This window comes from Puia sp. P3, assembly GCF_050632245.1.
Lineage (GTDB): Bacteria > Bacteroidota > Bacteroidia > Chitinophagales > Chitinophagaceae > Puia.
On record NZ_CP192583.1, the window covers coordinates 2,758,012 to 2,777,434 of the forward strand.

The 19,423-nt window shown below is 53.8% G+C and carries 24 protein-coding genes; 12 read left to right on the plus strand and 12 right to left on the minus strand.

Annotated elements, in window-relative coordinates; translation table 11 throughout:
* Nucleotides 1-8 precede the first annotated feature (8 nt).
* A complete protein-coding gene (locus tag ACQ86N_RS16595) occupies nucleotides 9-1,355 on the plus strand; it encodes a DEAD/DEAH box helicase (RefSeq protein ID WP_431216107.1) in 1,347 nt (448 codons plus the stop codon).
* 2 nt (nucleotides 1,356-1,357) lie between these two features.
* Here ACQ86N_RS16595 and ACQ86N_RS16600 read toward each other — a convergent pair whose 3' ends face one another.
* Nucleotides 1,358-2,380: an LLM class flavin-dependent oxidoreductase gene (locus tag ACQ86N_RS16600; RefSeq protein ID WP_431216108.1), complete on the minus strand. Its 1,023-nt coding sequence runs from the start codon at nucleotides 2,378-2,380 to the stop codon at nucleotides 1,358-1,360.
* A gap of 167 nt (nucleotides 2,381-2,547) precedes the next feature.
* Here ACQ86N_RS16600 and ACQ86N_RS16605 point away from each other — a divergent pair, with 167 nt between their 5' ends.
* Nucleotides 2,548-3,936, plus strand: coding sequence for an amidohydrolase family protein (locus ACQ86N_RS16605; protein WP_431216109.1), 1,389 nt, complete (start codon nucleotides 2,548-2,550; stop codon nucleotides 3,934-3,936).
* 19 nt (nucleotides 3,937-3,955) lie between these two features.
* Here ACQ86N_RS16605 and ACQ86N_RS16610 read toward each other — a convergent pair whose 3' ends face one another.
* From ACQ86N_RS16610 to ACQ86N_RS16645, 8 genes are all read right to left on the minus strand, one after another.
* Nucleotides 3,956-4,132: a hypothetical protein gene (locus ACQ86N_RS16610; protein WP_431216110.1), complete on the minus strand. Its 177-nt coding sequence runs from the start codon at nucleotides 4,130-4,132 to the stop codon at nucleotides 3,956-3,958.
* Nucleotides 4,117-4,512, minus strand: a complete 396-nt coding sequence (locus ACQ86N_RS16615; protein WP_431216111.1) for a hypothetical protein — start codon at nucleotides 4,510-4,512, stop codon at nucleotides 4,117-4,119. Before ACQ86N_RS16615 ends, ACQ86N_RS16610 begins: the two co-directional genes overlap by 16 nt.
* A complete protein-coding gene (locus tag ACQ86N_RS16620) occupies nucleotides 4,502-4,930 on the minus strand; it encodes a TolB family protein (RefSeq protein ID WP_431216112.1) in 429 nt (142 codons plus the stop codon). The genes ACQ86N_RS16615 and ACQ86N_RS16620 overlap by 11 nt, the downstream gene beginning before the upstream one ends.
* 80 nt (nucleotides 4,931-5,010) lie before the next feature.
* Nucleotides 5,011-5,766 (minus strand): LytR/AlgR family response regulator transcription factor, encoded by a 756-nt coding sequence (locus ACQ86N_RS16625; RefSeq protein WP_431216113.1) that lies wholly within the window; start codon nucleotides 5,764-5,766, stop codon nucleotides 5,011-5,013.
* Nucleotides 5,741-6,127, minus strand: coding sequence for a hypothetical protein (locus tag ACQ86N_RS16630; RefSeq protein ID WP_431216114.1), 387 nt, complete (start codon nucleotides 6,125-6,127; stop codon nucleotides 5,741-5,743). The genes ACQ86N_RS16625 and ACQ86N_RS16630 overlap by 26 nt, the downstream gene beginning before the upstream one ends.
* On the minus strand, nucleotides 6,075-6,452 hold the full coding sequence (locus ACQ86N_RS16635; protein ID WP_431216115.1) for a histidine kinase: 378 nt from the start codon (nucleotides 6,450-6,452) through the stop codon (nucleotides 6,075-6,077). The genes ACQ86N_RS16630 and ACQ86N_RS16635 overlap by 53 nt, the downstream gene beginning before the upstream one ends.
* A 168-nt stretch (nucleotides 6,453-6,620) precedes the next feature.
* Nucleotides 6,621-7,352 carry a hypothetical protein gene (locus tag ACQ86N_RS16640; protein ID WP_431216116.1) on the minus strand — a complete coding sequence of 244 codons (732 nt, stop codon included), beginning with the start codon at nucleotides 7,350-7,352 and terminating at the stop codon, nucleotides 6,621-6,623.
* Nucleotides 7,353-7,531: 179 nt separating this feature from the next.
* Nucleotides 7,532-8,104, minus strand: coding sequence for a hypothetical protein (locus ACQ86N_RS16645; protein ID WP_431216117.1), 573 nt, complete (start codon nucleotides 8,102-8,104; stop codon nucleotides 7,532-7,534).
* A 1,205-nt stretch (nucleotides 8,105-9,309) separates the two neighbouring features.
* On the opposite strand from ACQ86N_RS16645, the gene ACQ86N_RS16650 reads away from it, so the two are divergent.
* From ACQ86N_RS16650 to ACQ86N_RS16680, 7 genes are all read left to right on the plus strand, one after another.
* Nucleotides 9,310-9,462, plus strand: coding sequence for a hypothetical protein (locus ACQ86N_RS16650; RefSeq protein WP_431216118.1), 153 nt, complete (start codon nucleotides 9,310-9,312; stop codon nucleotides 9,460-9,462).
* Nucleotides 9,463-9,948: 486 nt separating this feature from the next.
* The gene (locus ACQ86N_RS16655) at nucleotides 9,949-10,296 is read left to right on the plus strand and encodes a hypothetical protein (protein ID WP_431216119.1); all 348 of its coding nucleotides are present in this window, start codon (nucleotides 9,949-9,951) and stop codon (nucleotides 10,294-10,296) included.
* A gap of 98 nt (nucleotides 10,297-10,394) precedes the next feature.
* Nucleotides 10,395-11,168, plus strand: coding sequence for a tail fiber domain-containing protein (locus ACQ86N_RS16660; RefSeq protein ID WP_431216120.1), 774 nt, complete (start codon nucleotides 10,395-10,397; stop codon nucleotides 11,166-11,168).
* A gap of 23 nt (nucleotides 11,169-11,191) precedes the next feature.
* On the plus strand, nucleotides 11,192-11,545 hold the full coding sequence (locus ACQ86N_RS16665; RefSeq protein ID WP_431216121.1) for a hypothetical protein: 354 nt from the start codon (nucleotides 11,192-11,194) through the stop codon (nucleotides 11,543-11,545).
* Nucleotides 11,529-11,780: a hypothetical protein gene (locus ACQ86N_RS16670; protein WP_431216122.1), complete on the plus strand. Its 252-nt coding sequence runs from the start codon at nucleotides 11,529-11,531 to the stop codon at nucleotides 11,778-11,780. Before ACQ86N_RS16665 ends, ACQ86N_RS16670 begins: the two co-directional genes overlap by 17 nt.
* A gap of 335 nt (nucleotides 11,781-12,115) precedes the next feature.
* Nucleotides 12,116-13,213 (plus strand): tail fiber domain-containing protein, encoded by a 1,098-nt coding sequence (locus ACQ86N_RS16675; RefSeq protein WP_431216123.1) that lies wholly within the window; start codon nucleotides 12,116-12,118, stop codon nucleotides 13,211-13,213.
* Between the two features lie 97 nt (nucleotides 13,214-13,310).
* Nucleotides 13,311-14,774 carry a T9SS type A sorting domain-containing protein gene (locus ACQ86N_RS16680; protein ID WP_431216124.1) on the plus strand — a complete coding sequence of 488 codons (1,464 nt, stop codon included), beginning with the start codon at nucleotides 13,311-13,313 and terminating at the stop codon, nucleotides 14,772-14,774.
* A gap of 45 nt (nucleotides 14,775-14,819) precedes the next feature.
* Here ACQ86N_RS16680 and ACQ86N_RS16685 read toward each other — a convergent pair whose 3' ends face one another.
* The gene (locus ACQ86N_RS16685; protein WP_431216125.1) at nucleotides 14,820-15,488 is read right to left on the minus strand and encodes a hypothetical protein; all 669 of its coding nucleotides are present in this window, start codon (nucleotides 15,486-15,488) and stop codon (nucleotides 14,820-14,822) included.
* A gap of 129 nt (nucleotides 15,489-15,617) precedes the next feature.
* Between ACQ86N_RS16685 and ACQ86N_RS16690 the strand changes: the two genes are divergently transcribed.
* The 3 genes from ACQ86N_RS16690 (at nucleotide 15,618) to ACQ86N_RS16700 (ending at nucleotide 18,121) form a co-directional block, all read left to right on the plus strand.
* Nucleotides 15,618-16,523 carry an aldo/keto reductase gene (locus ACQ86N_RS16690; RefSeq protein WP_431216126.1) on the plus strand — a complete coding sequence of 302 codons (906 nt, stop codon included), beginning with the start codon at nucleotides 15,618-15,620 and terminating at the stop codon, nucleotides 16,521-16,523.
* A gap of 493 nt (nucleotides 16,524-17,016) precedes the next feature.
* The gene (locus ACQ86N_RS16695; RefSeq protein ID WP_431216127.1) at nucleotides 17,017-17,142 is read left to right on the plus strand and encodes a hypothetical protein; all 126 of its coding nucleotides are present in this window, start codon (nucleotides 17,017-17,019) and stop codon (nucleotides 17,140-17,142) included.
* Nucleotides 17,143-17,191: 49 nt separating this feature from the next.
* Nucleotides 17,192-18,121, plus strand: coding sequence for a hypothetical protein (locus ACQ86N_RS16700; protein ID WP_431216128.1), 930 nt, complete (start codon nucleotides 17,192-17,194; stop codon nucleotides 18,119-18,121).
* Nucleotides 18,122-18,173: 52 nt separating this feature from the next.
* Here ACQ86N_RS16700 and ACQ86N_RS16705 read toward each other — a convergent pair whose 3' ends face one another.
* Both ACQ86N_RS16705 and ACQ86N_RS16710 read right to left on the minus strand, forming a co-directional pair.
* Nucleotides 18,174-18,560 carry an OsmC family protein gene (locus tag ACQ86N_RS16705; RefSeq protein WP_431216129.1) on the minus strand — a complete coding sequence of 129 codons (387 nt, stop codon included), beginning with the start codon at nucleotides 18,558-18,560 and terminating at the stop codon, nucleotides 18,174-18,176.
* Nucleotides 18,561-18,702: 142 nt separating this feature from the next.
* The gene (locus ACQ86N_RS16710) at nucleotides 18,703-19,392 is read right to left on the minus strand and encodes a zinc-binding dehydrogenase (RefSeq protein WP_431216130.1); all 690 of its coding nucleotides are present in this window, start codon (nucleotides 19,390-19,392) and stop codon (nucleotides 18,703-18,705) included.
* Nucleotides 19,393-19,423 lie beyond the last annotated feature (31 nt).

The window sequence follows — 19,423 nt, forward strand, 5'->3', positions numbered from 1 at the left end:
CGTCCGAAGTGCCCAAACTGCTGTACTTTTGCCGGATGTTACTCAACGCTGAAGTCATTGGCAAACTACTTGCCCCCCTGAAGATCGAAGAATTGAACGAACTGCAGTCGGAAGCCCTCGAAGCCGCAAAGCAGGACGGTGACTTCGTACTCCTCGCCGATACCGGGTCCGGGAAGACCCTGGCCTTTCTGTTACCCATTCTGTCGTACATCGACGAAAAGGCCGCGGGCACCCAGGCGCTCGTCATCGTCCCATCCCGCGAACTCGCCCTCCAGATCGAGCAGGTATTCAAGACCATGGGTACCGGGCTGAAGGTGACCTGCTGCTATGGCGGCCACCTCCGGGAGACCGAAGAGAATAATTTAATAGAAGCCCCGGCGCTGATTGTCGGAACACCGGGCCGTCTGGCCGATCATATCAGAAGGAACAATATCCACACGGGCACGATCAAAACCCTCGTCCTCGACGAATTCGACAAATCCCTCGAGCTGGGTTTTCAGGACGAGATGTCCTTTATTATAGGTTCGCTGTCGTCCGTGAACAAAAAGATCCTGACCTCGGCGACGGCCGCAACAGAGATTCCCGATTTTGTCGGGCTCCAATCGCCGCGGACCCTGGACTTCCTCACGGGCGAAAAGACCGAAAGGCTCAGCCTCCAGCAGGTACTCAGCCCCGACAAGGACAAGCTCGATACCTTATTCCGCCTTATCTGCCGGTTAGGGGCGAGGTCGACCGTCGTATTTTGTAACCACCGGGAGTCGGTGGAAAGGGTCAGCGCCTTCCTGAAGGACAAAGGGATCGTGAACGTATTTTATCACGGCGCCCTCGAACAGCCAGAAAGGGACAGCGCCCTGGCCAAGTTCCGCAACGGCAGCTCCAATTTCCTGGTCACCACCGACCTCGCCGCCCGGGGTCTGGACGTACCGAATATCCGGTACATCATCCACTATCATCTCCCCACAACCGAAGACGTATACACCCACCGCAACGGCCGGACGGCCCGGATGGAAGCCAGCGGAACGGCCATTTTCATCCTGTCGCCGGAGGAGACGGTACCTGCATATCTCCCGGAACAGCCGGAAATGATCGACCTCCCCGCTACTACAACCCTTCCGGATAAGCCCAAATGGACCACGCTCTTTATCTCCGCCGGAAAAAAGACAAGGTCAACAAGGTCGACGTGGTCGGCTCTTCACCAACAGGGGACAGCTGAAAAAGAGGATATCGGCCTCATCGAGGTCAAGGACTTCTTCTGCTTCGTGGCCATCCGGAAATCCAGCGTGGCCCATACACTGCAGCTGATCAAGGACCAGCGGCTGAAGAATAAGAAGCTGAAGATCGACGTGGCGAAATAGATTTAACGCCAGCCCAATCCCGGCGCAACGTGCTTCAGGATAGAAGACAGCACGTGTATATTATAGTCGACTCCCAGCGTATTGGGTATCGTTAACAGTACCGTATCCGCCTCCTGGATCGCTTCGTCCTGGGCAAGCTCCCGGATCAGTTGATCCGGTTCCGCGGCATAGCTCCTTCCGAAAACGGCGCGGGTATCTTTTTCGATATAGCCGAATTGATCCCTGCGGTCGTTCTCCCTCCCGAAAAGATATTGGTCCTCGTCCGTTGTCAGCGCGAAGATTGACCTGCTGACCGAAACCCTTGGCTCGCGCTGGTGTCCGGCTTTCTTCCAGGCTTCTTTATACAGCCTGATCTGTTCCGCCTGCTGAACATGGAAAGGCTTGCCGCTCTCGTCGAATTTCAGGGTGGAGCTCTGAAGGTACATTCCATTCTCGGCCGCCCAGACCGCCGTAGCATTGGACCCGGCTCCCCACCAAATGCGTTCCCGCAGTCCCGCGGAGTAGGGCTCCAGCCGCAACAACCCCGGCGGATTGGGGAACATGGGGTGGGGGTTAGGCTCCGCGAATCCGACACCCTTTAGTCTTTCCAGAAATTGCAGGGCCTTCCTGCGACCCATATCCGCGTCCGTTTCGCCTTCGGCCGGCTCATACCCGAAATAACGCCACCCGTCGATCACCTGTTCGGGCGAACCCCTGCTGATCCCCAGTTGCAGGCGGCCGCGCGAGATCAGATCGGCTGCTCCCGCGTCTTCCACCATATAGAGGGGATTTTCATAACGCATATCGATCACTCCGGTTCCAATCTCTATTTTGGAGGTTTTGGCGCCGATGGCGGACAATAAAGGAAAAGGAGACGCCAGCTGAGCGGCAAAATGATGCACCCGGAAATACGCGCCGTCAATACCGATCTCTTCGGCTGCAACGGCCAGATCGATAGACTGAAGCAAGGTGTCGCTTGCAGTTCGGGTCTTGTAGGCGGGGTGATTGGACCAGTGTCCGAACGATAAAAATCCTATTTTCTTCATAATACCCTTTTCTGTTGTACAATATCCTCTGCAAAGATAACACCTGCTCCGAAAAAAATTTGCGATCCCGATCGGCTGCGCTTATATTTGCAAACGATCGGTTGCATTTGCTGGCCCTCGAGCCGGGGCCCCCGGTCTTTTATTTCAAAACTAAAACCAACCGCGGAATGAGAAAACTTCTTCTTGCAGGATCTTGTCTGCTCATCGTTTTACAGGCGACCTCCCAATCCTCCTTTTCGGACCAGGTAAAGAAATACATCGACTACGATTCCTCCTTCATCGCCTTTACCCATTGCAGACTCGCCGACGTGAATGCCCTAAAGGTGCTGGAAGACCAGACGGTGGTCGTCCGCAATGGTATAATAACGGCGGTAGGGGACAGCAAAAAAACGCCTCCTCCTTCGGGAAGCATGGTCATTGACCTGACCGGAAAAACGCTGTTGCCCGGATTCGTCCTCCTGCACGAGCACATGTACTATGCCGCCTACTCCGGCGACTTCAGCTATCTGCACGTGAAGCAGCTGCCGTTTACGTTTCCCAAACTATACCTGGCCTGCGGCGCGACGACTATTCGTACGGCCGGCAGCGTCGAGCCCTATTCCGATCTCAACCTGAAACGGGACATCGATCAGGGCAGGATTCTCGGACCGGCGATGGACGTAACCGCCCCCTATCTGGAAGGAAAGGGCACCTTCTTTCCCCAGATGCACGAGCTCGAGCGGACCCGCGGAAGCAAAAGCCTTCGTCGACTTCTGGGCGAGTCAGGGCTGTACTTCGTTCAAGGCATACAACTATCTGGACAAGGCTACGCTCAAAGCCGCGATCGACGAGGCCCACGCCAGAGGGCTGAAAGTCACGGGCCATTTATGTTCCATCACCTACCGCGAGGCGGCCGAAATGGGTATCGATCAGCTGGAGCACGGCTTTTCAGTGTCAACCGATTTCGTTCCCGGCAAAAAGGAGAATGCCTGCCCGCTCGGCGCGCCTGTCAATACAACCGCCGATTCGCCGAAACTGAAAGACCTGATCCGATACCTGGTCGGCAAAAAGTAACGGTAACGTCCACCCTGGCCGTCCTCTACAACATGACCACCCCGGACACTGCCATGCGTCCCGAGGTTCTCGAGGCGATGGCGCCCGATACCCGCGGCATGTTCCTCAACGTCTACAACAAAATGCGTAACCCTGCCGGCAACAAAGCCATGCTGGAGGAAATGAAGATAGAAAAAGCGTTTTCCGACGCCGGCGGCCTGCTGACCGTCGGCACCGACCCCACCGGCAACGGCGCCACCCTCGCGGGCTACGGCTCCCAACAGTCCATCGAACTCCTGACGCAGGCCGGCTTCACCCCGATAGAAGCCATCCGCATCGCGACCCTCAACGGCGCAAAGGCCCTCGGCCTGGCGAACAAGATCGGCTCCATCGAAGTCGGCAAATCCGCCGACCGGTGGTCATCGACGGCGATCCCTCCCAAAATATCCAAAACATCCGCAAGACCACTCTGGTGTTCAAGCAGGGCGTGGGCTTCAATTCTCAGAAGATCTTCAGTTCCGTAAAAGGCGAGGTCGGCAAATACTAACGTCTTATCAAATTATCGATAGGCACATACCAGATATTGGTATTCCCATTAAACCACACGTTCTGCTCCAGCATCTTCGCGGTACCCTCCCTACTACTTGGATAACTGATCGTCGGGGCATAGCCGCTGGAAAAATACAAGGTCCTGAGGTCCGGGCTCAGCCTCGCCTCCACATTGGACGCCCCGCGGTTGATCGTATCGCTGAGCAGGAGAGGAACGCCCCATTTTCCATCCGTCCGATGGACGATAAACAGCTGGTTGCGGGCGGCCAGCGGTCGGTTCGAACTAAAACTAAAAATGATTCATCAGGCGCTACCGCCGGATCCACATCCCCGAAACTACCCGGAGCGCTGAAAGCTACCAATTCCGGCGCCGCGTATCGCCCGTCGCGCCACGCCGCCCGGTAGATATGAAACCTTCCCGTATCGGCAAGGGGGCGCATGAAATAGAGGCTGCCATCTGCCGCGATCGCCGGAGAAAAGATCGATGAACCGCCGTTGATGATATCCGGCAGCCGGTAAGGTTCTCCGAACTGCCCGTTTTTAATGTCCACGCGCCACAGATTTCCACCACTGCGGGGATAGGCCTGGCTCGACCAGAATCCATCCAGCGGTTTCCCCCGCCATTGCCGGGCGATTGGAGGAAAAGATCAGATAAGACCCATCCGGCGACATTGCCGGCTCGATATCCGACCATTCCCCCGACCAGGGAGCGATCACCGGTCTCGACCACCCGCCTTTCACCAGGTGTGAGACCAGAATTGTCCCCTGAACGGCCCCGCCCGCGCAGTGATAATAAACAGTCTTTCCGTCGGGCGTAAACGCCGGCGCCGCTTCATGCAGCGGCCCGGAAATGACTCCGGGAGCAAAAATTTCGGGACGACTGGACTGCGCCAGGGCATCTATAGGCCGAAGAGCAATTGGCGAGAAGAAGAGCAACAACATGTACCGTGAAAGAGGTTGTGTAAGCATGGATAAATTTAACCCCCTCCGCCCCCGACGAAAAGGAAATTCAACCATTACCGGACTGGTTTCAATGAATAACCTCGCCCTTAGATCTTAAAAAAGCCTTTGACCTTCGAAAGGAACGCCTCCTTTCTTCGCCGTGAAACCTCCACCTCCCTGCCATTGGTCAATATCACGCTCCCGCCTTCTCCCTTTATATACTCCTTTATATGTGCGAGATTGACCAGATAAGACTTGTGGACCCGGCAGAAAAAATTATCCTCAAGCAACAATTCGTAGTCGATGATGGATTTGGAAGTCACGACATTGGTTCCGTTGGTCAGATGAAAAATGGTATAGCTGCTCTCGGCCTCGCAATAGACTATCTCGGACAATACGATGACCTGAAAACCTTTCAGACTCGTGACGCACAACTTCATTTGGCTGGGCTTATGCTGCAGGTTGTAAAGAAAGGTGTCGATATTTCCCGAGATGTTCTGGGTGTTGATGCGCCCGGCAGCCCGCTGCACGGCATAGGTGAGCAAGACCTCATCCACCGGCTTTAGCAGGTAGTCGACTGCACTGTACCGGAAGGCCTGCAATGAATACTGATTATGCGCAGTTACAAAGATGATCTCGAAATGGATATCCTTGAGCTCATTCAGGAGATCGAACCCATTCTTCCCGGGCATTGAGATATCGAGGAATACCAACTGGGGTCTAAGTAACAGAATAGCCTGCACCGCATGTGCGGCGTCCCGGCATTCGGCAATGACCTGCAGTTCCGGGCAGTTGAGTTCCAGTAATTTTTTCAACGAGCTCAAGCCTCTGGCTTCGTCATCTACGAGTATGGTTTTGATCATGTCCCCGGGTTTGGTTGTTGTCGGATGGTTCTTCAAAAGCCGGTACTATCAGTCTGCTGACGGTGCCGCTGCCCCTTGCGCCGCTGATCTCGGATTTATCCTGTATCGACAATGAACAGCGGATCTGATATTTTTCATTTAGAATGGCGATCCTCTGTCGGATATTGCCGATGCCCATTGATTCATGCATTTGCCGGCCATGCTTGTTCAGCAGCGATCGACGGATGCCGATCCCATTGTCTTCAATCTCGCAAACCAGCTGTTCCTCTTCTATGTAGAACAAAATATTGAGCTGCTTATTATCTCCATTAGGTAGCAGCCCATGCCAGATGGCATTTTCGACCAACGGCTGGATCAGCATGGGCGCAATCCTGGTCTCGTCGGGGTCTATTTTTTTTCTGTATGACGATATGATAATCGAAATCGGCAAAACGCAGCTGCTCCATCTCCAGATAGCTTTCAAGATATTCTATATTCTGTCTGAGTGTAATGAACGTCTTACGGCTATGTTCCAGGTTGAGACGTATCAACTGCGCAAACCGGCTCAGATAGAGCGAGGCGTTCCTGGTATCCTGATGAAGGATCATTTCCTTGATGCTGTTGAGCGAATTGAAGATGAAATGCGGGTTCATTTGCGCATGCAGCGCCTTCATCTCGTACTCCGCTACCTGGCGGTCAAGACTCATTTTTTCCCCGGAGCCGCCGGATACGGCTTCTGTATAAGAACAATACCGCCGACACCAGTACGGCCGCCGATAGGCCCAGGAACCACCATGACCTCCAAAAAGGAGGTTTGACAACGATCTCGAGTTCTTTACCTGTTCGGGCCAGCGGTTGTTGGCGGAAAACATGTTTCAGCTGGACGAGGTATTTTCCCTGACGCCAGGTTGGTGGAAGTACACGCTGTGCTGCCAGTTTAGCAGGTGCCACGAGGAGTCTGGCCCCGGCGCCACGCGGTAGGCGAACCGATTGTCCTCCGGGCTCCTGAAATTGACCGCATTGAAGTCGATCTGTACGGAGTTGGCCGAATATGGCAAACTCATTTTGTCAGGGTTCCCTTTAAGCCTTCCGGTGGGTGTATTGATCTCGTCAATGAAGAGGGCTGGCGACGACTCCATCGCACGGGAAAGGTCCGGCTTGAAACTGATGAGATGATGTCCTGACCCGACGTAAAAGATATTCTCCTTCTCATCATACCAGCTTCCCTTCCGCAGGCTGGTAATAGCCATGGGAAGGCCTTCCGCATAGGTGTAGAGGCGGCTGGAATAATTGTGGATATCGAAGACCGAAATGCCGTTGTCGATGCCCAGCCATATATGATTATCGATCACCGGCGAGCTTGCAATAACATCCCCGTCCCAGAAATTATTTTCATTTTTACGGAGGTACATCTTGTTGTTTGTACAGTCGTACTGCACGATCCCATTGTTCCACGAATACAGCCAAAGGTTGTTGTCCTTGTCCATATCGAGGATGACCATATAGCTGTTCAGCGTGCGCGCCACCGAAGAATATAAGATGAGCGTATCCCACCCTCTGTTTAGCGGCATTCCAGCGACAGAGCCCGTCGCCTGCCAGCCATACATTTCCCTGACTATCCTTTGCCATGCTGAAGCAATAGGTGATTTTCAGAAGGGGGCTTTTAGACCCCGATATATCGCTGAATTGACGGGTATTCCGGTTAAAGTACACCACTGAATTGAGATTGCCGAAAGATATCCAGATATTCTTTTTTGAATCTTCGATCATACTGATCGTGTTGATATCATTGATCCACGCCATTTCCGGAGGGGGAACCACACGCCCGAGACGGTAGTTGGAGGTATTGAACCAAAAGATCCTGCGCCGGGTGCGCTGATCCACAGGGTGTCGGCGCTGAACGGGAAGATATTGTAGATGGAGGTCTGTCCGTATTTACCAAAATCGAACCGCCGCCCTTTTCCAGGGGGTCGGATCGCTCGAGCACCAGCAGACCGCCGTTGTTCCTCAGCTCCGACAAACAACTTGTCGTGCCCCGGCATAGACGGCCCTGGATATCGCAGTTGCGGAGATCCGGCCACCGCTCCGTGAGATCGTATGCACTGTAGTATGGGCTGGAAAGGTTTTGTTTATAGAGGGCCATTGTCCGTGCCGATCCAGAATCGTCCTCCCCGGTCGCGAAATATTGTCGTGCAATGTCTGCCCGTAAAGTATTTTTCCCCATGCAGCCGCAGCCGGTGGTCGGCGGCACGATAGTCGAAAAAGATAGAAACTCCGTGACCTTGCAGGTTATGGCCAGAAGGCTGTCGTTGAGATACAACAGCTCGGTATTGGGGGCGCCGAAGTTCTGCACCCGCACTAAAAGCGCATGGGAAACGAAAAGACCCGGCCCTGGTTGATATCGAATACGTCGATGGCGTTCTTTTCTCGTTCACGACGAACAGCTGGCCGTGTCTGCCGGGGAATGAAACCCGCAGTTCGCCGGCTGAGTCGGTGAGCAGCTTCCTGAGCAATGGATTACGCATGCCGTAAGAACTGTCGATCCGGTTGTGTATAGGATCATAGGTAGAATAAAAGAGCGCATTACTTTGAAGTATCGATCCATTGTCCAGCGTGGACAGCTCGCCCCCAAAATCGAGCTCTTTGCTGCGGGCATCCGAGGGATGGAAATGATCGAACCGATTGATGATTTGGCCCGCATTGTCGAATACATATAACCCTGTCTTGCTGGAAAAATATAACGTCCCCTCTCGTCTTCCATCGCTTCAAACCCGAAATTTGTCCACGAGAAGATCAGCGAATCGGCCGGCACCACGAGACGCTTGCAGGTCCTCGACCTCGTGTCGTAGGCAAATGGCTCGCGAAGGTCGCCGATGAGTTCACTCCCTTTATGCTCAACTGCCGGATTTTGTTATCCGAAGGGGAAGATCGGCAGATTCGGTGTAGTAGTTGGTAAAACTGCGTCCGTCGAATCTATTCAGCCCCCTTAGAGGTAGCAAACTCAAATATACCCCGTGGAGTCCTGAACGATGCCGGAGATAGAATTGTTTGAGAGACCCCGTACCCGGGTATAGGAAGTGAAAATTACTTTCGTTTAAGGACTGCGCGGGCAGTGGGCGCAGGATCAGAACCTGTGCCAACATAGTGAGGATAATATAACCACGCATAGGAAGACTGCGGGGGTTAGCCCGGTTTCTTAAAAATACAAACTTCCTTCAAAAAGGAGTACCGGGGCCGGCCAAAATCCAGGGTCCGGCTAATTCTTTTGCCGCTTTAAAAGAAAAGGAACGCCGTTGCCTGCCAGCGGACTGCCGTTCATTAGAAAGGGTTTTTCCTGAGTTACTTTATTTTCTTTCTAGCCGATGCCTACCATCCAGCTGAATCCCGCTATAAACCATATAAAACAGAGCTTTATGAAGAAACACCCTCATTGTGGCCTGCGTCGCATGCCTGGTTTGTTCCTTTTCACGCGCCCGAGAAGCATCGGCATAGGTACTTCATGCGCCCAACCCATCCGCCCTGCCCGATATCTCCAGTACCAGCAGGGGGCTGCTGATCCCCAGAATGACCCAGGCGCAGCGGAACGCGATCGTAGCCCCCGCGACGGGACTGATGATCTACCAGACAGACCAGACCGCCGGTTACTACTATAATTCGGGGTACTCCTGCAGCCCCATCACTGGAAAGGGGTCTCGGCCTCCGACGGCTGGGCGCTGACGAGGCAACAGCGGCACTGATTCGGCAACCAATTTTGATAGGAACCACCGACAATAGCCCCCCGCGTTTCCCGGGTAAACAACGTCTATTCCGGCGAAATAGATTCTGCCCATGCCAGGACCATCTTCGGATACGGCGCCGGCAACCCCTCTTCCGCCAACTTCGGAACCGTCGCATTCGGCGCCAGATCGCTGCATTCCAACACGACTGGACAATATAATACGGCTGTCGGAGACAGCACGCGCTGTTTTCCAATACCACGGGCAGATCAGAATAGCGGGGTAGGAGCCTTTACCCTGTTTAACAACACCACCGGTCAGAACAATTTGGCCACTGGGCCATGCGGCGCTGTATTCCAATACCACCGGCAGCAATAATTCGGCGACGGGTTACCAGGCGCTTTATAGCAATACCTCGGGCTACGCAAACACAGCGGATGGCCAGTCTGCCTTATACGGCAATACAATAGGCTACGACAATACCGCCATGGGTGTCAATTCCCTTTTCAGCAATACTACGGGAAGGTGGAATACGGGCCCTGGGGCTTGTTCGCTCTACACCAACACTATGGGCGACCAGAACACGGCAATCGGCCAAAGCGCGCTGTATTACAATACTGCGTCCGGAAATACCGCGGTCGGAAGCTACGCATTGTATAACAATAGTACGGGCCTGTCCAATACGGCTACCGGCTATTTGTCGCTCTACTCCAATTCAACCGGCAGCGATAACACCGGTACCTGCTACTCGGCGTTGTCGCAAAATGGAACCGGCCTTTTCAATACGGCTACAGGCTCCCATGCGCATTACGTCGAATTCAACGGGCGGCTATAACACGGCAACAGGCAGCCGCGCCATATAGCAATAACGCCTCTTCCAATACGGCCACCGGCCACCAGGCCCTTTACAGCAATACTAGTGGCGCCGATAACGTGGCGGATGGGGCAGGGGCATTATCCAGCAACTCGACCGGCTATGACAACGTTGCCGCAGGTTCATCCGCCATGATCAATAATACCTATGGCGCCTTCAATACGGCCATCGGTATGAGGGCGCTGGCCAGGACCACGGGATCCCAGTACAATACCGCCGTCGGCTACCAGGCAGGCGGTAACTATGATATGGGGTATAACAATACGATGCTCGGCGCACTCACGGATATTACACAGGATGGACTGTACAACTGTATTGCCATCGGCTATGACGTAATATGCACCGCCAGTAGCCAGGCGAGAATCGGTAACGCCTCCACCAATTCCATCGGCGGTCAGGTGGGATGGTCGACACTCAGCGACGGCAGGGTCAAAAAAAATATCAACGCTAACGTAAAAGGCCTGGATTTTATCATGAAGCTCAGACCCGTCACCTACAACCTCGACGTCGAAAGCCTCGACAGAAGGGCGTCGGCCCGGACGGGCGCCTCCAGCACTGTCATGGCTGCCTCGCTGGCCGAAAGGAAGGCACGCGTTTTCTCCGGATTTGTGGCACAGGAGGTTGAGGCCGCGGCCGGCGAAGCCGGATATGATTTCAGCGGCATCGACAAGCCAAAGAACGACCAGGACTATTACGGCCTTCGCTATGGCAGCTTTGTAGTACCCCTTGTAAAAGCCATCCAGGAGCAGCAGCAAAGCATCGAGTTGCTGAAAAAGGAGAACGGGGACCTTCGACAAAAGATCGCAGCCCTGGAAGCCAGACTCGGCCGGTAGTTAATCCCCTAAAAAGAAATGCCATGACAAAAATAATACTTCTCGCTGTTGCCTTTTGCTGTTCTGCTATCCTTCACGCGCAAAATGTGGGTATTGGCGTCGCGCCGGATTCCTCCTCGCAGCTCCATATTCAGAGCACGACAAAAGGCCTGCTCATCCCGTCGATGACACAGTCGCAGATACAGGCCATCCCGGCTCCCGCTACCGGCTTGCTGGTGTTCCAGACCGATCATACTTCGGGATTTTTCTATAACGCCGGTACACCCGCCATACCATCCTGGCGGCCGCTGTCTCCTTCATCGAGCGGGACAGCCTCGGCGACTCACAGGCAACAGCGCTACCAATCCCGCCACGGATTTTGTGGGAACCGCCGATAGCAGACCCCTGTTCATCCGCACCAACAATATCATTTCGGGTTATCTGGATTCCGCGAAAGCCAGCGCGTTCCTGGGGTATGATGCAGGCAATTCCACTACTACCGGGGTCGGCAATACTGCTTTGGGAAAACAATCACTGAGCTCGGTGACGACCGGCAGCGCCAATGTGGCTGTTGGCGACAGCGCGCTGTATAGCATGACCGAAGGTGTAGGAGCCGTCTCGAGTCGGATCTAACTCGCTGGCACAGAATATTTACGGCCTTTATAATTCAGCCTTTGGCAACTACTCGCTCTATAGCTTCCTCCAGGGCGGAAATACAGCTGCCGGGATCTATTCACTGGGTGCCAATACGCAGAGTAACAATACGGCGAAGGGCAGCGACGCGCTGGCATCGGATCTCACCGGCTCGGGAAACACGGCGCTGGGAACAGGCGCCATGGGTGGTGGCTCCTCATCTGACTACCAGAGCAACAATAATACCGCAGCCGGCGCCGGTTCGCTATATACCAACACCGGCACATCGAATACCGCGACAGGCTATAATGCCCTGGGCAATAATAGAACAGGAGGTGCCAATACAGCTACCGGCTATCAGTCGCTCCGGGTCCAACCTCACAGGCAGCCAAAACACTTCGACCGGAACCTCTTCCATTGCGACAAGCGACGGCAAGCTCCTGACATCCGTAGGCGCTTACGCACAGCAGCAGGCTTCGACCGGACCGGAGGGAGAAAACGTATCAGTGGGAACCTATGCCCTTTATAACAATAGGGCGGGAGTATTTTGTACCGCCATTGGCAGCTACTCGCTATATTATAATTACGGCAAATCGAACACAGCCACCGGCTATCGCGCGATGTACGGCACCGGCGTCAATGGGTCGGATAATACAGCATTCGGAGCCAATACGCTTACACTGATGATCGCCAATTCGGAGGGCAATACCGCCTTTGGCAGCAACGCCCTCATCAACAGCGGCGCCGGTGCTTACAATACCGCCGCCGGCTATGCGACCCTATATCACCTCAATGATACGAAATACAATACGGCGATAGGCTATGGCGCCGGCATCGGCTACGACATAAGCCATGCCAATACCATACTTGGCGCCAACTGCGACGTGGGTGCGGATGGAATCACCAATTCCATCGCCATCGGCCAGCAGGTAGTCTGTACGGCCAGCAACCAGGTAAGGATCGGTAATCTGGCTACCAATTCCATCGGCGGTCAGGTGGGCTGGTCTACCCTCAGCGACGGCAGGTTTAAAAAGAACATCCGGGAAGACGTAAAAGGACTTGATTTTATTCTTCGGCTAAAACCCGTGACCTACCGTCTCGATATGGACATACTCGCAAGGAGGCTACGCCCGAAGGGTGCTCCGGCAGTTTCGGCGGCGATGCGATCGGATATATCCGCCAACGGACAGCGGACATTGACTGGCTTCGTCGCTCAGGACGTGGAGAAAGCAGCCCAGGAGGCGGGTTTCAGTTTCAGTGGAGTAGACAAGCCTGCGACGGAAGACGGTCTTTATGGCCTGCGCTATGATGATTTTGTAGTTCCGCTGGTTAAGGCGGTGCAGGAGCAGCAGCGCCAAATCGAAGCGTTGCAAAAAGGGAACGTGGAAGCGGACAAAAGAATACGACGGATCCAGGAGAAAATAGGTCATTGATCAATTATCCAAACACAACCGATGAAACATATTATTTTTCATCTTCTTCCTGATTTCACTGCTAATACAGCCATCTCAGGCTCAGGAAGCCATAAGGGTGCAAAATGGAGCGCAGCTCACGATAGAGAACGGAGCAGGTCTTTTTATTTCCGGTGGGCTGATGCTGGAAAAAGGCAGCCGCCTGGCCAACAACGGCAGGATCGACCTTTCAAAGAGTAAGACAGGCGGAGCCTTTTGGCACGATAGTACGATCAGCCCTTATTCCTATGGCAGCGGCATCGCTGTATTCAATGGCGGCGGAGACCAGTCACTGCAGTCGATCAATGGATTCCACCGAATAGAGGTCAATGCCGACAGCATCCATTTGGGAAGCGATATCGCCTCCGATCAGTGGTACCTGATCAAAGGCCGGATCGCCACCGGTCAATTCAAAGCCGTTGTGCTATCTGCATCGGATACTTCGGTGCAGGCGGCTGCCGGTAACCCCCATTTCGACAGCAGCTGGTTCGACGGCACGCTGCGGCGCGCCTTTGACGGGCAGTCAGCCAATACCTTCTGGTTCCCTGTAGGCAATTCGCAAAAAGCCAACGCGGCCGTGATGGACAACCTGCAGGCCGCCCCCCTCGGCAATATCAGCTATCTCGAAGCTTCGTTTCGTCCGAGGCCCGGCACGGACGCCGGCCTGATCCTTGAAGAGAACGGCACACCTTTCACAATGATCAACGACGCAGGCGTTTGGTATTTGACGCCGGACCAACAGCCCACGCAGGGCCGCTATGACCTGTTGCTTTATCTCAACGGGTTCTCCGGCCTGCAGGACAATTCATTTGCGATCCTCAGAAGGCCGGACAGCTCGACGGCCGCGGGCGACTGGGAAGTGCCGGATAATAGCCTGCTGCCACCCAATACGTCATCGGGGCGCATGACTGCAGACGGCTATGCGAGACGAAACAGCATCGGCGGCTTCAGCCAGTATGGCATCGGCATGACCGCAACACCGCTGCCGGTTACCCTCATCGAATTTGTGGCGTTCCGGTTGGGTCCGTCGAAAGTGGTCCTGAAATGGGAGACAGGAATGGAATCCGGCAACAAAGGCTTCGACATAGAAAAGAGACCGGATAACGACTCTTCCTTCACTTTCGCCGGCTTCGTTCCGTCGGCCGCCCAGGACGGCAACAGCAACGCGCCGCTGCACTATACCTATACGGACGCCAACAACTATAAAGGCATCACCTATTACCGGCTCAAACAGACAGACCTCGATAACCGTTATAACTATACGGCTATCAGGGCTGTTTCGGGAAGCGGCCAGTCCGGCGTTTCTATCCTGCTCTATCCAAATCCCAGTCAGGGACAGTTCTCCATCCGCATGGACGGATCGACGGAAACCTATGAAGTCCGCATTGTCGATGGGAAAGGTGCAGTCATAAAAAATCGGCAGCTCCATGGAAACACACCGCTGCAGGTGACAGGCATGCCGCCCGGGGCCTATGTTGTACAGATCCTCAACGCTTTTGGCCGGGGCGCCGCATTTGCACAAAAAATAGTGGTCGTAAAATGAGCATGTGAGAAAACTATGTCCAGGGGGATAACAATTGAATTGTGCTCAACAGATCATCAACAGCCTCGCCCGTCCGGATTCCTCCCGCGGCGCCCGGTGGATACAGGGAAGAACCCGGCTTTCAGGATGATCAACCGCCAGCCTCCATAGATTGCCAACACCCAAACTGATGGGCCTTGCTCCAACTTGAGCCTGATAATGCAGATCGAAGAAATGTTCGCTTAGGAATGCTTCAAAACCATCATCTGCACCGGAATATAATTTTCTGAGTTCGGCACGTATCTCCGGAATATCTATTTTCAGTTTGCCCTGGGAATTCGGCAAAATTTCACTCGAATCGCCATAGTAGGTACACAAAAAGGTATCGGTTGGGATAGGGGAGCGGTCTACATGAAAAGAATAGACATCGGTCGGAAAAAAGGGGTAGTCATCATCCTGGTCATAGTGTTGGATCACATTCAGGACCGGCGATGCGCCATGGGCCGTTAATAACTCCAGGTCACTTAAAAGAATTTCACGGGCCAGCTGCCCCTGCTCAGTCAACCGGAGTTCGCAAAGTTCCTCCCGTCCGATCGTCGTTATATTTCCGCTGAGTGCCACCTTTTTGACAATCTCGGAGAAATCACCCTGTAGTTGTCGAGTCCAGCCAATCGCATTGACAACTCCACTAAATGGGGTAGAAACAAGGTCCCGAAAATTCGTGACACAGCGCATTTGATTCTCTGTGGGAGGTCTATCGATCGTCATAGCTAATACAAATATAAGATCACCGATCAATATGTGACATAGATCACGTAGGGGGCGAGATTTCCTGCCGAGCTTTGGGACCAAAATAGCAACAAAATGAAAACAACAGATAATTCGATCCAGATGCCCGTGCTGGGGTTCGGCACGCTGATTCCCGATCCGACCGAGACGTTTAATGCCGTCAGACATGCGCTCGAAGCCGGATTCCGGCATTTCGACTGTGCGGAACGATACCGTAACGAAAGCGAACTGGGCGAGGCGCTGCAGACCGGACTGGCGGCAGGCGGCATTTCCCGCGAAGAGATCTTTGTTACCACGAAAGTCTGGAATACGAACCACCGGCCCGGGCGCGTCGAGCCGGCATTCAGGGAGAGCCTGAGGAGACTCCGCCTCGACTATCTCGACCTGTATCTCATTCACACGCCATTTGCATTTTTGCCGGGCGAAGACCACGACCCACGGGATCCCGACGGCAACCCCATCTACGACAACGGAGTGAGTTTGGCCGATACATGGGAGGCGATGGAGCGTCTCGTGGACGGAGGCCAATGCCGGGCCATCGGACTAGCTGACGTCACGCTGGACAAACTCAGGGCCATCTACGAATTTGCGCGGATCAAGCCGGCCGTCGTTCAGGTCGAAGCGCATCCCTATCTGCCGGAAAACGAATTGCTGGAATTCTGTAAGGAAAAGGGAATTATCTTTCTGGCCTTTGCGCCGCTGGGTCATGGGATCCGGCCCGGGCCACTCGAAGACCCGTCCGTTCTGGCGATCGCCGCACGCGTGGGAAAGACGCCGGCACAGGTATTATTGGCCTGGGCGATCCAGCGTGGCACAGCCGTACTCACCACGGCAAAAACGGAAGCCCGCCTGCGGGAAAATTTCGACATCGATCCCCTGCCGGTCGACGCGTTCGGGGAGATCGATCGCATTCAGACAAGGCAAAGATTCAATAACGTGGTAAATACCGGGGTTCCGGGTTTTATCCCCTCCACTAAATAATCCCAATCATTCCCCCGCGGTGCAACAGGCTGCACTTGAGGTCGATTCCGGCCTGGCAATACCTTTGTGGTTCAAAAATGTAATATATTGTTACCCGTTATTTTATGGGGACAATTCGCAATTTCATATTGGCATTTTTGGGACTGTTTCTTCTGACACACTGCAACACCAGACGAGAGTTGACCGGTGAATGGAAATGATACGCTGTATTGTATAGGCTCCCACATGTTGCCGGAAGAGCCAAAGTTTCATCGAATTACCAAACCATGAGAATAGTAGTCTTCTTTATAGCGACCCTTACGACTTTTCTGTTTGCTCCTGCGAACAGAAAAAGAACGACAAGGCCTTTTCCCTGGACACAAGCAAAGTAATAAGAGCGCTTACCGTACACGATCTGACCAGTATTGGAGAACTGGCTTTTGAATACGGTGACGACTATATTCATCAGGGCGAGGCGGGAAAAGGAAAGGAATATAAAGCATTTTCCATTGGAGTGCTGATACTGGCGTTTGACTACGATTCGTCAAAAAAGGACATCGCGTTAAAGATCGCGGATTTTGCAGGCAAAGTTGGCGACAAAGAAACGGCAGATAAATATAAAACGCTTGGTGGACGATGAGTTGACCAGATTTGCCGGAAACGCATTATATTTATCAACAACAACTATTATGCAGGAAGAACTTGCAAAACACACCAAAAAGATATATAAGACCTTGACAAAGCCCGGACATACGATGATCGAAAAATTGAAAGAGGTAGCCGTCGAGATCTTTATCATCGTTTTTGCTGTCACCCTTTCCATTTGGCTGCACAGCTGGTCCGATCACCGGCAACGAGCAAAAAGAGGTGGGGAATTTTTGAAGGGCCTTCAGGAAGACCTCGGCAAAGATATCGCGATGCTTGAGCGCAAGAGAATCGATATAAGCCAGCTCGACTCCGGTTACCAGGTTCTCCTGAAGACAGCCAACCAGCCCTCCGCCATCAATCCAGGCCTCCTCTATTTTAACGTAAGCGTCATCCGCCCCGCCATCGGACGCTATGAAGGATTCAAATCCAGTGGTAAGATCGGGCTCGTCGAAAATGATAGCCTCAAACAACTTCTGCTGGTATACTATGAGCAGACCATCCCCGACCTCGTCTATGGCGAAGGCTTTGTCAATTCCCTCCAGGTCAAGCTGCTGGACGCCCAGGCCGGCAAAGACGATAAAGTCTCCTTACAGGACTACATCCGCTCAGGTAAGATAATGGGGCTGGTCCAGATAAGCGACAACAATTTCCGGAATAACATAAGGGCTTACGACGACATGCTAAGGCAGGCAAAAAGCGATCGTCGCCATGATCGGAACCATCGAAGATTAGGTATTCAGACCGCCACCGCACTATACCCCGCCTTCTCGATCGCCGCCGCCACAAGGATCGTATGCCCGGGATCGGCAACATGTCACCGTCAGTATCTTCTCCGGGTCATCCATGTCTACATCCCACCGGTGAAGACCGATGACGGAATCCAGATACGGAGTTATGGTCACGACACACTCCTGACCCCTAAGGTTCGTTTTGAATTTGAATTCGATTCCTTCCATTTTAGAGAGCTTTAAATTTGCTACCAATAGGTTACATAGGTCTCCGGATAGTCTTTCAAAGTTCGCACTATTGCGCAGAATAGTTTTCAATTACCTTGATGGATTCCGCGTCCGCCGGCGGGTAATTGCCGGTGCCGGCAGGTGACGAAGCATCATCGGACAGATGCGTGTCGATCACGATCTCTCCCTTTAATAGCCTTGCCACCGGACAATTTACCGCCACCCACAACAGCCTTTCCTTTTGCTCATCCGTCACCGGCTGGCCAAACGTGACCGTCCTGAAGATCGACGTCTTGAAGGGCTCCATCTCCTGCACCATATTCACCGAACAATGTATATCCGTGATATCCCACCCTTTTCTTTTGATATACATCCGTAACGTGGTCAGCGTACACCCGACCGAGGCCCGACAATACGGTTGTAAACGGGTCCGGCCCGATATCTTTGCCCCCATTGAACGTCGGCTCGTCCAGCACCAGCTGCCCCGCTCTCCAGTTGATCACAACCTCCTGACGGTCTTTTACCACGTCACCGGTGATATCTTTTGCAAAAGACGCAATGTCTCTTTTTTCGTATCATGTTATTTTATTTTGCCCCTACGGACGAACACGGATGATTGTCTTTCCCTTTGCGCGCGTAGCCGGATTGAAAGCGGCGATGGTAGCGTCGAGACTAACGATAGTACCGATATTGGGCCGCAGCCGGCCCTCCCGGACACGCCTGACGATCTCAGTCAATTGAGCGCTGTTCGGTTCAACGACGAAGTCGATCGTCTGTCCGCCCGAAGCCCCCGCCTCGGTTGGGCCCGCAATGGTTACCAAAGTTCCGCCGGCGCGGAGCAGCGCCGCGGATTGCTTTACTACGTCACCGCCGAGTACATCAAAAACCAGATCGACAGGGCCAACATTTTTCAGGCCGTCGTTATCGGGATCGACGAACTCGTTTGCGCCAAAATCGAGCGCCGTCTGACGACCGGAACCCCGCCCGGTGCCGATTACATAGGCGCCCGCTTCGCGCGCCAGCGCACCGCCATCGATCCGACAATGCCCGCCGCACCAGTCACAAGGACACTCTGTCCGGCACGAAGGCGACCGTGATCGAACAGTCCCTGCCAGTGCCGTTAGCCCGGACATCACAAGCGACGCGCCCACCGTGAAGTCGACGTCGGCCGGCAACGGCGCCAGATTTCGCGCCTCGACGGCGATATACTCCGCCAGCGCACCGTCGCGATACCAGTCCGTAAGACCGAACACCCGCTGCCCGATAGAACAGCCCTGTGGTACCATAGCCCAGAGCGGTAACCACTCCGGCCAGTTC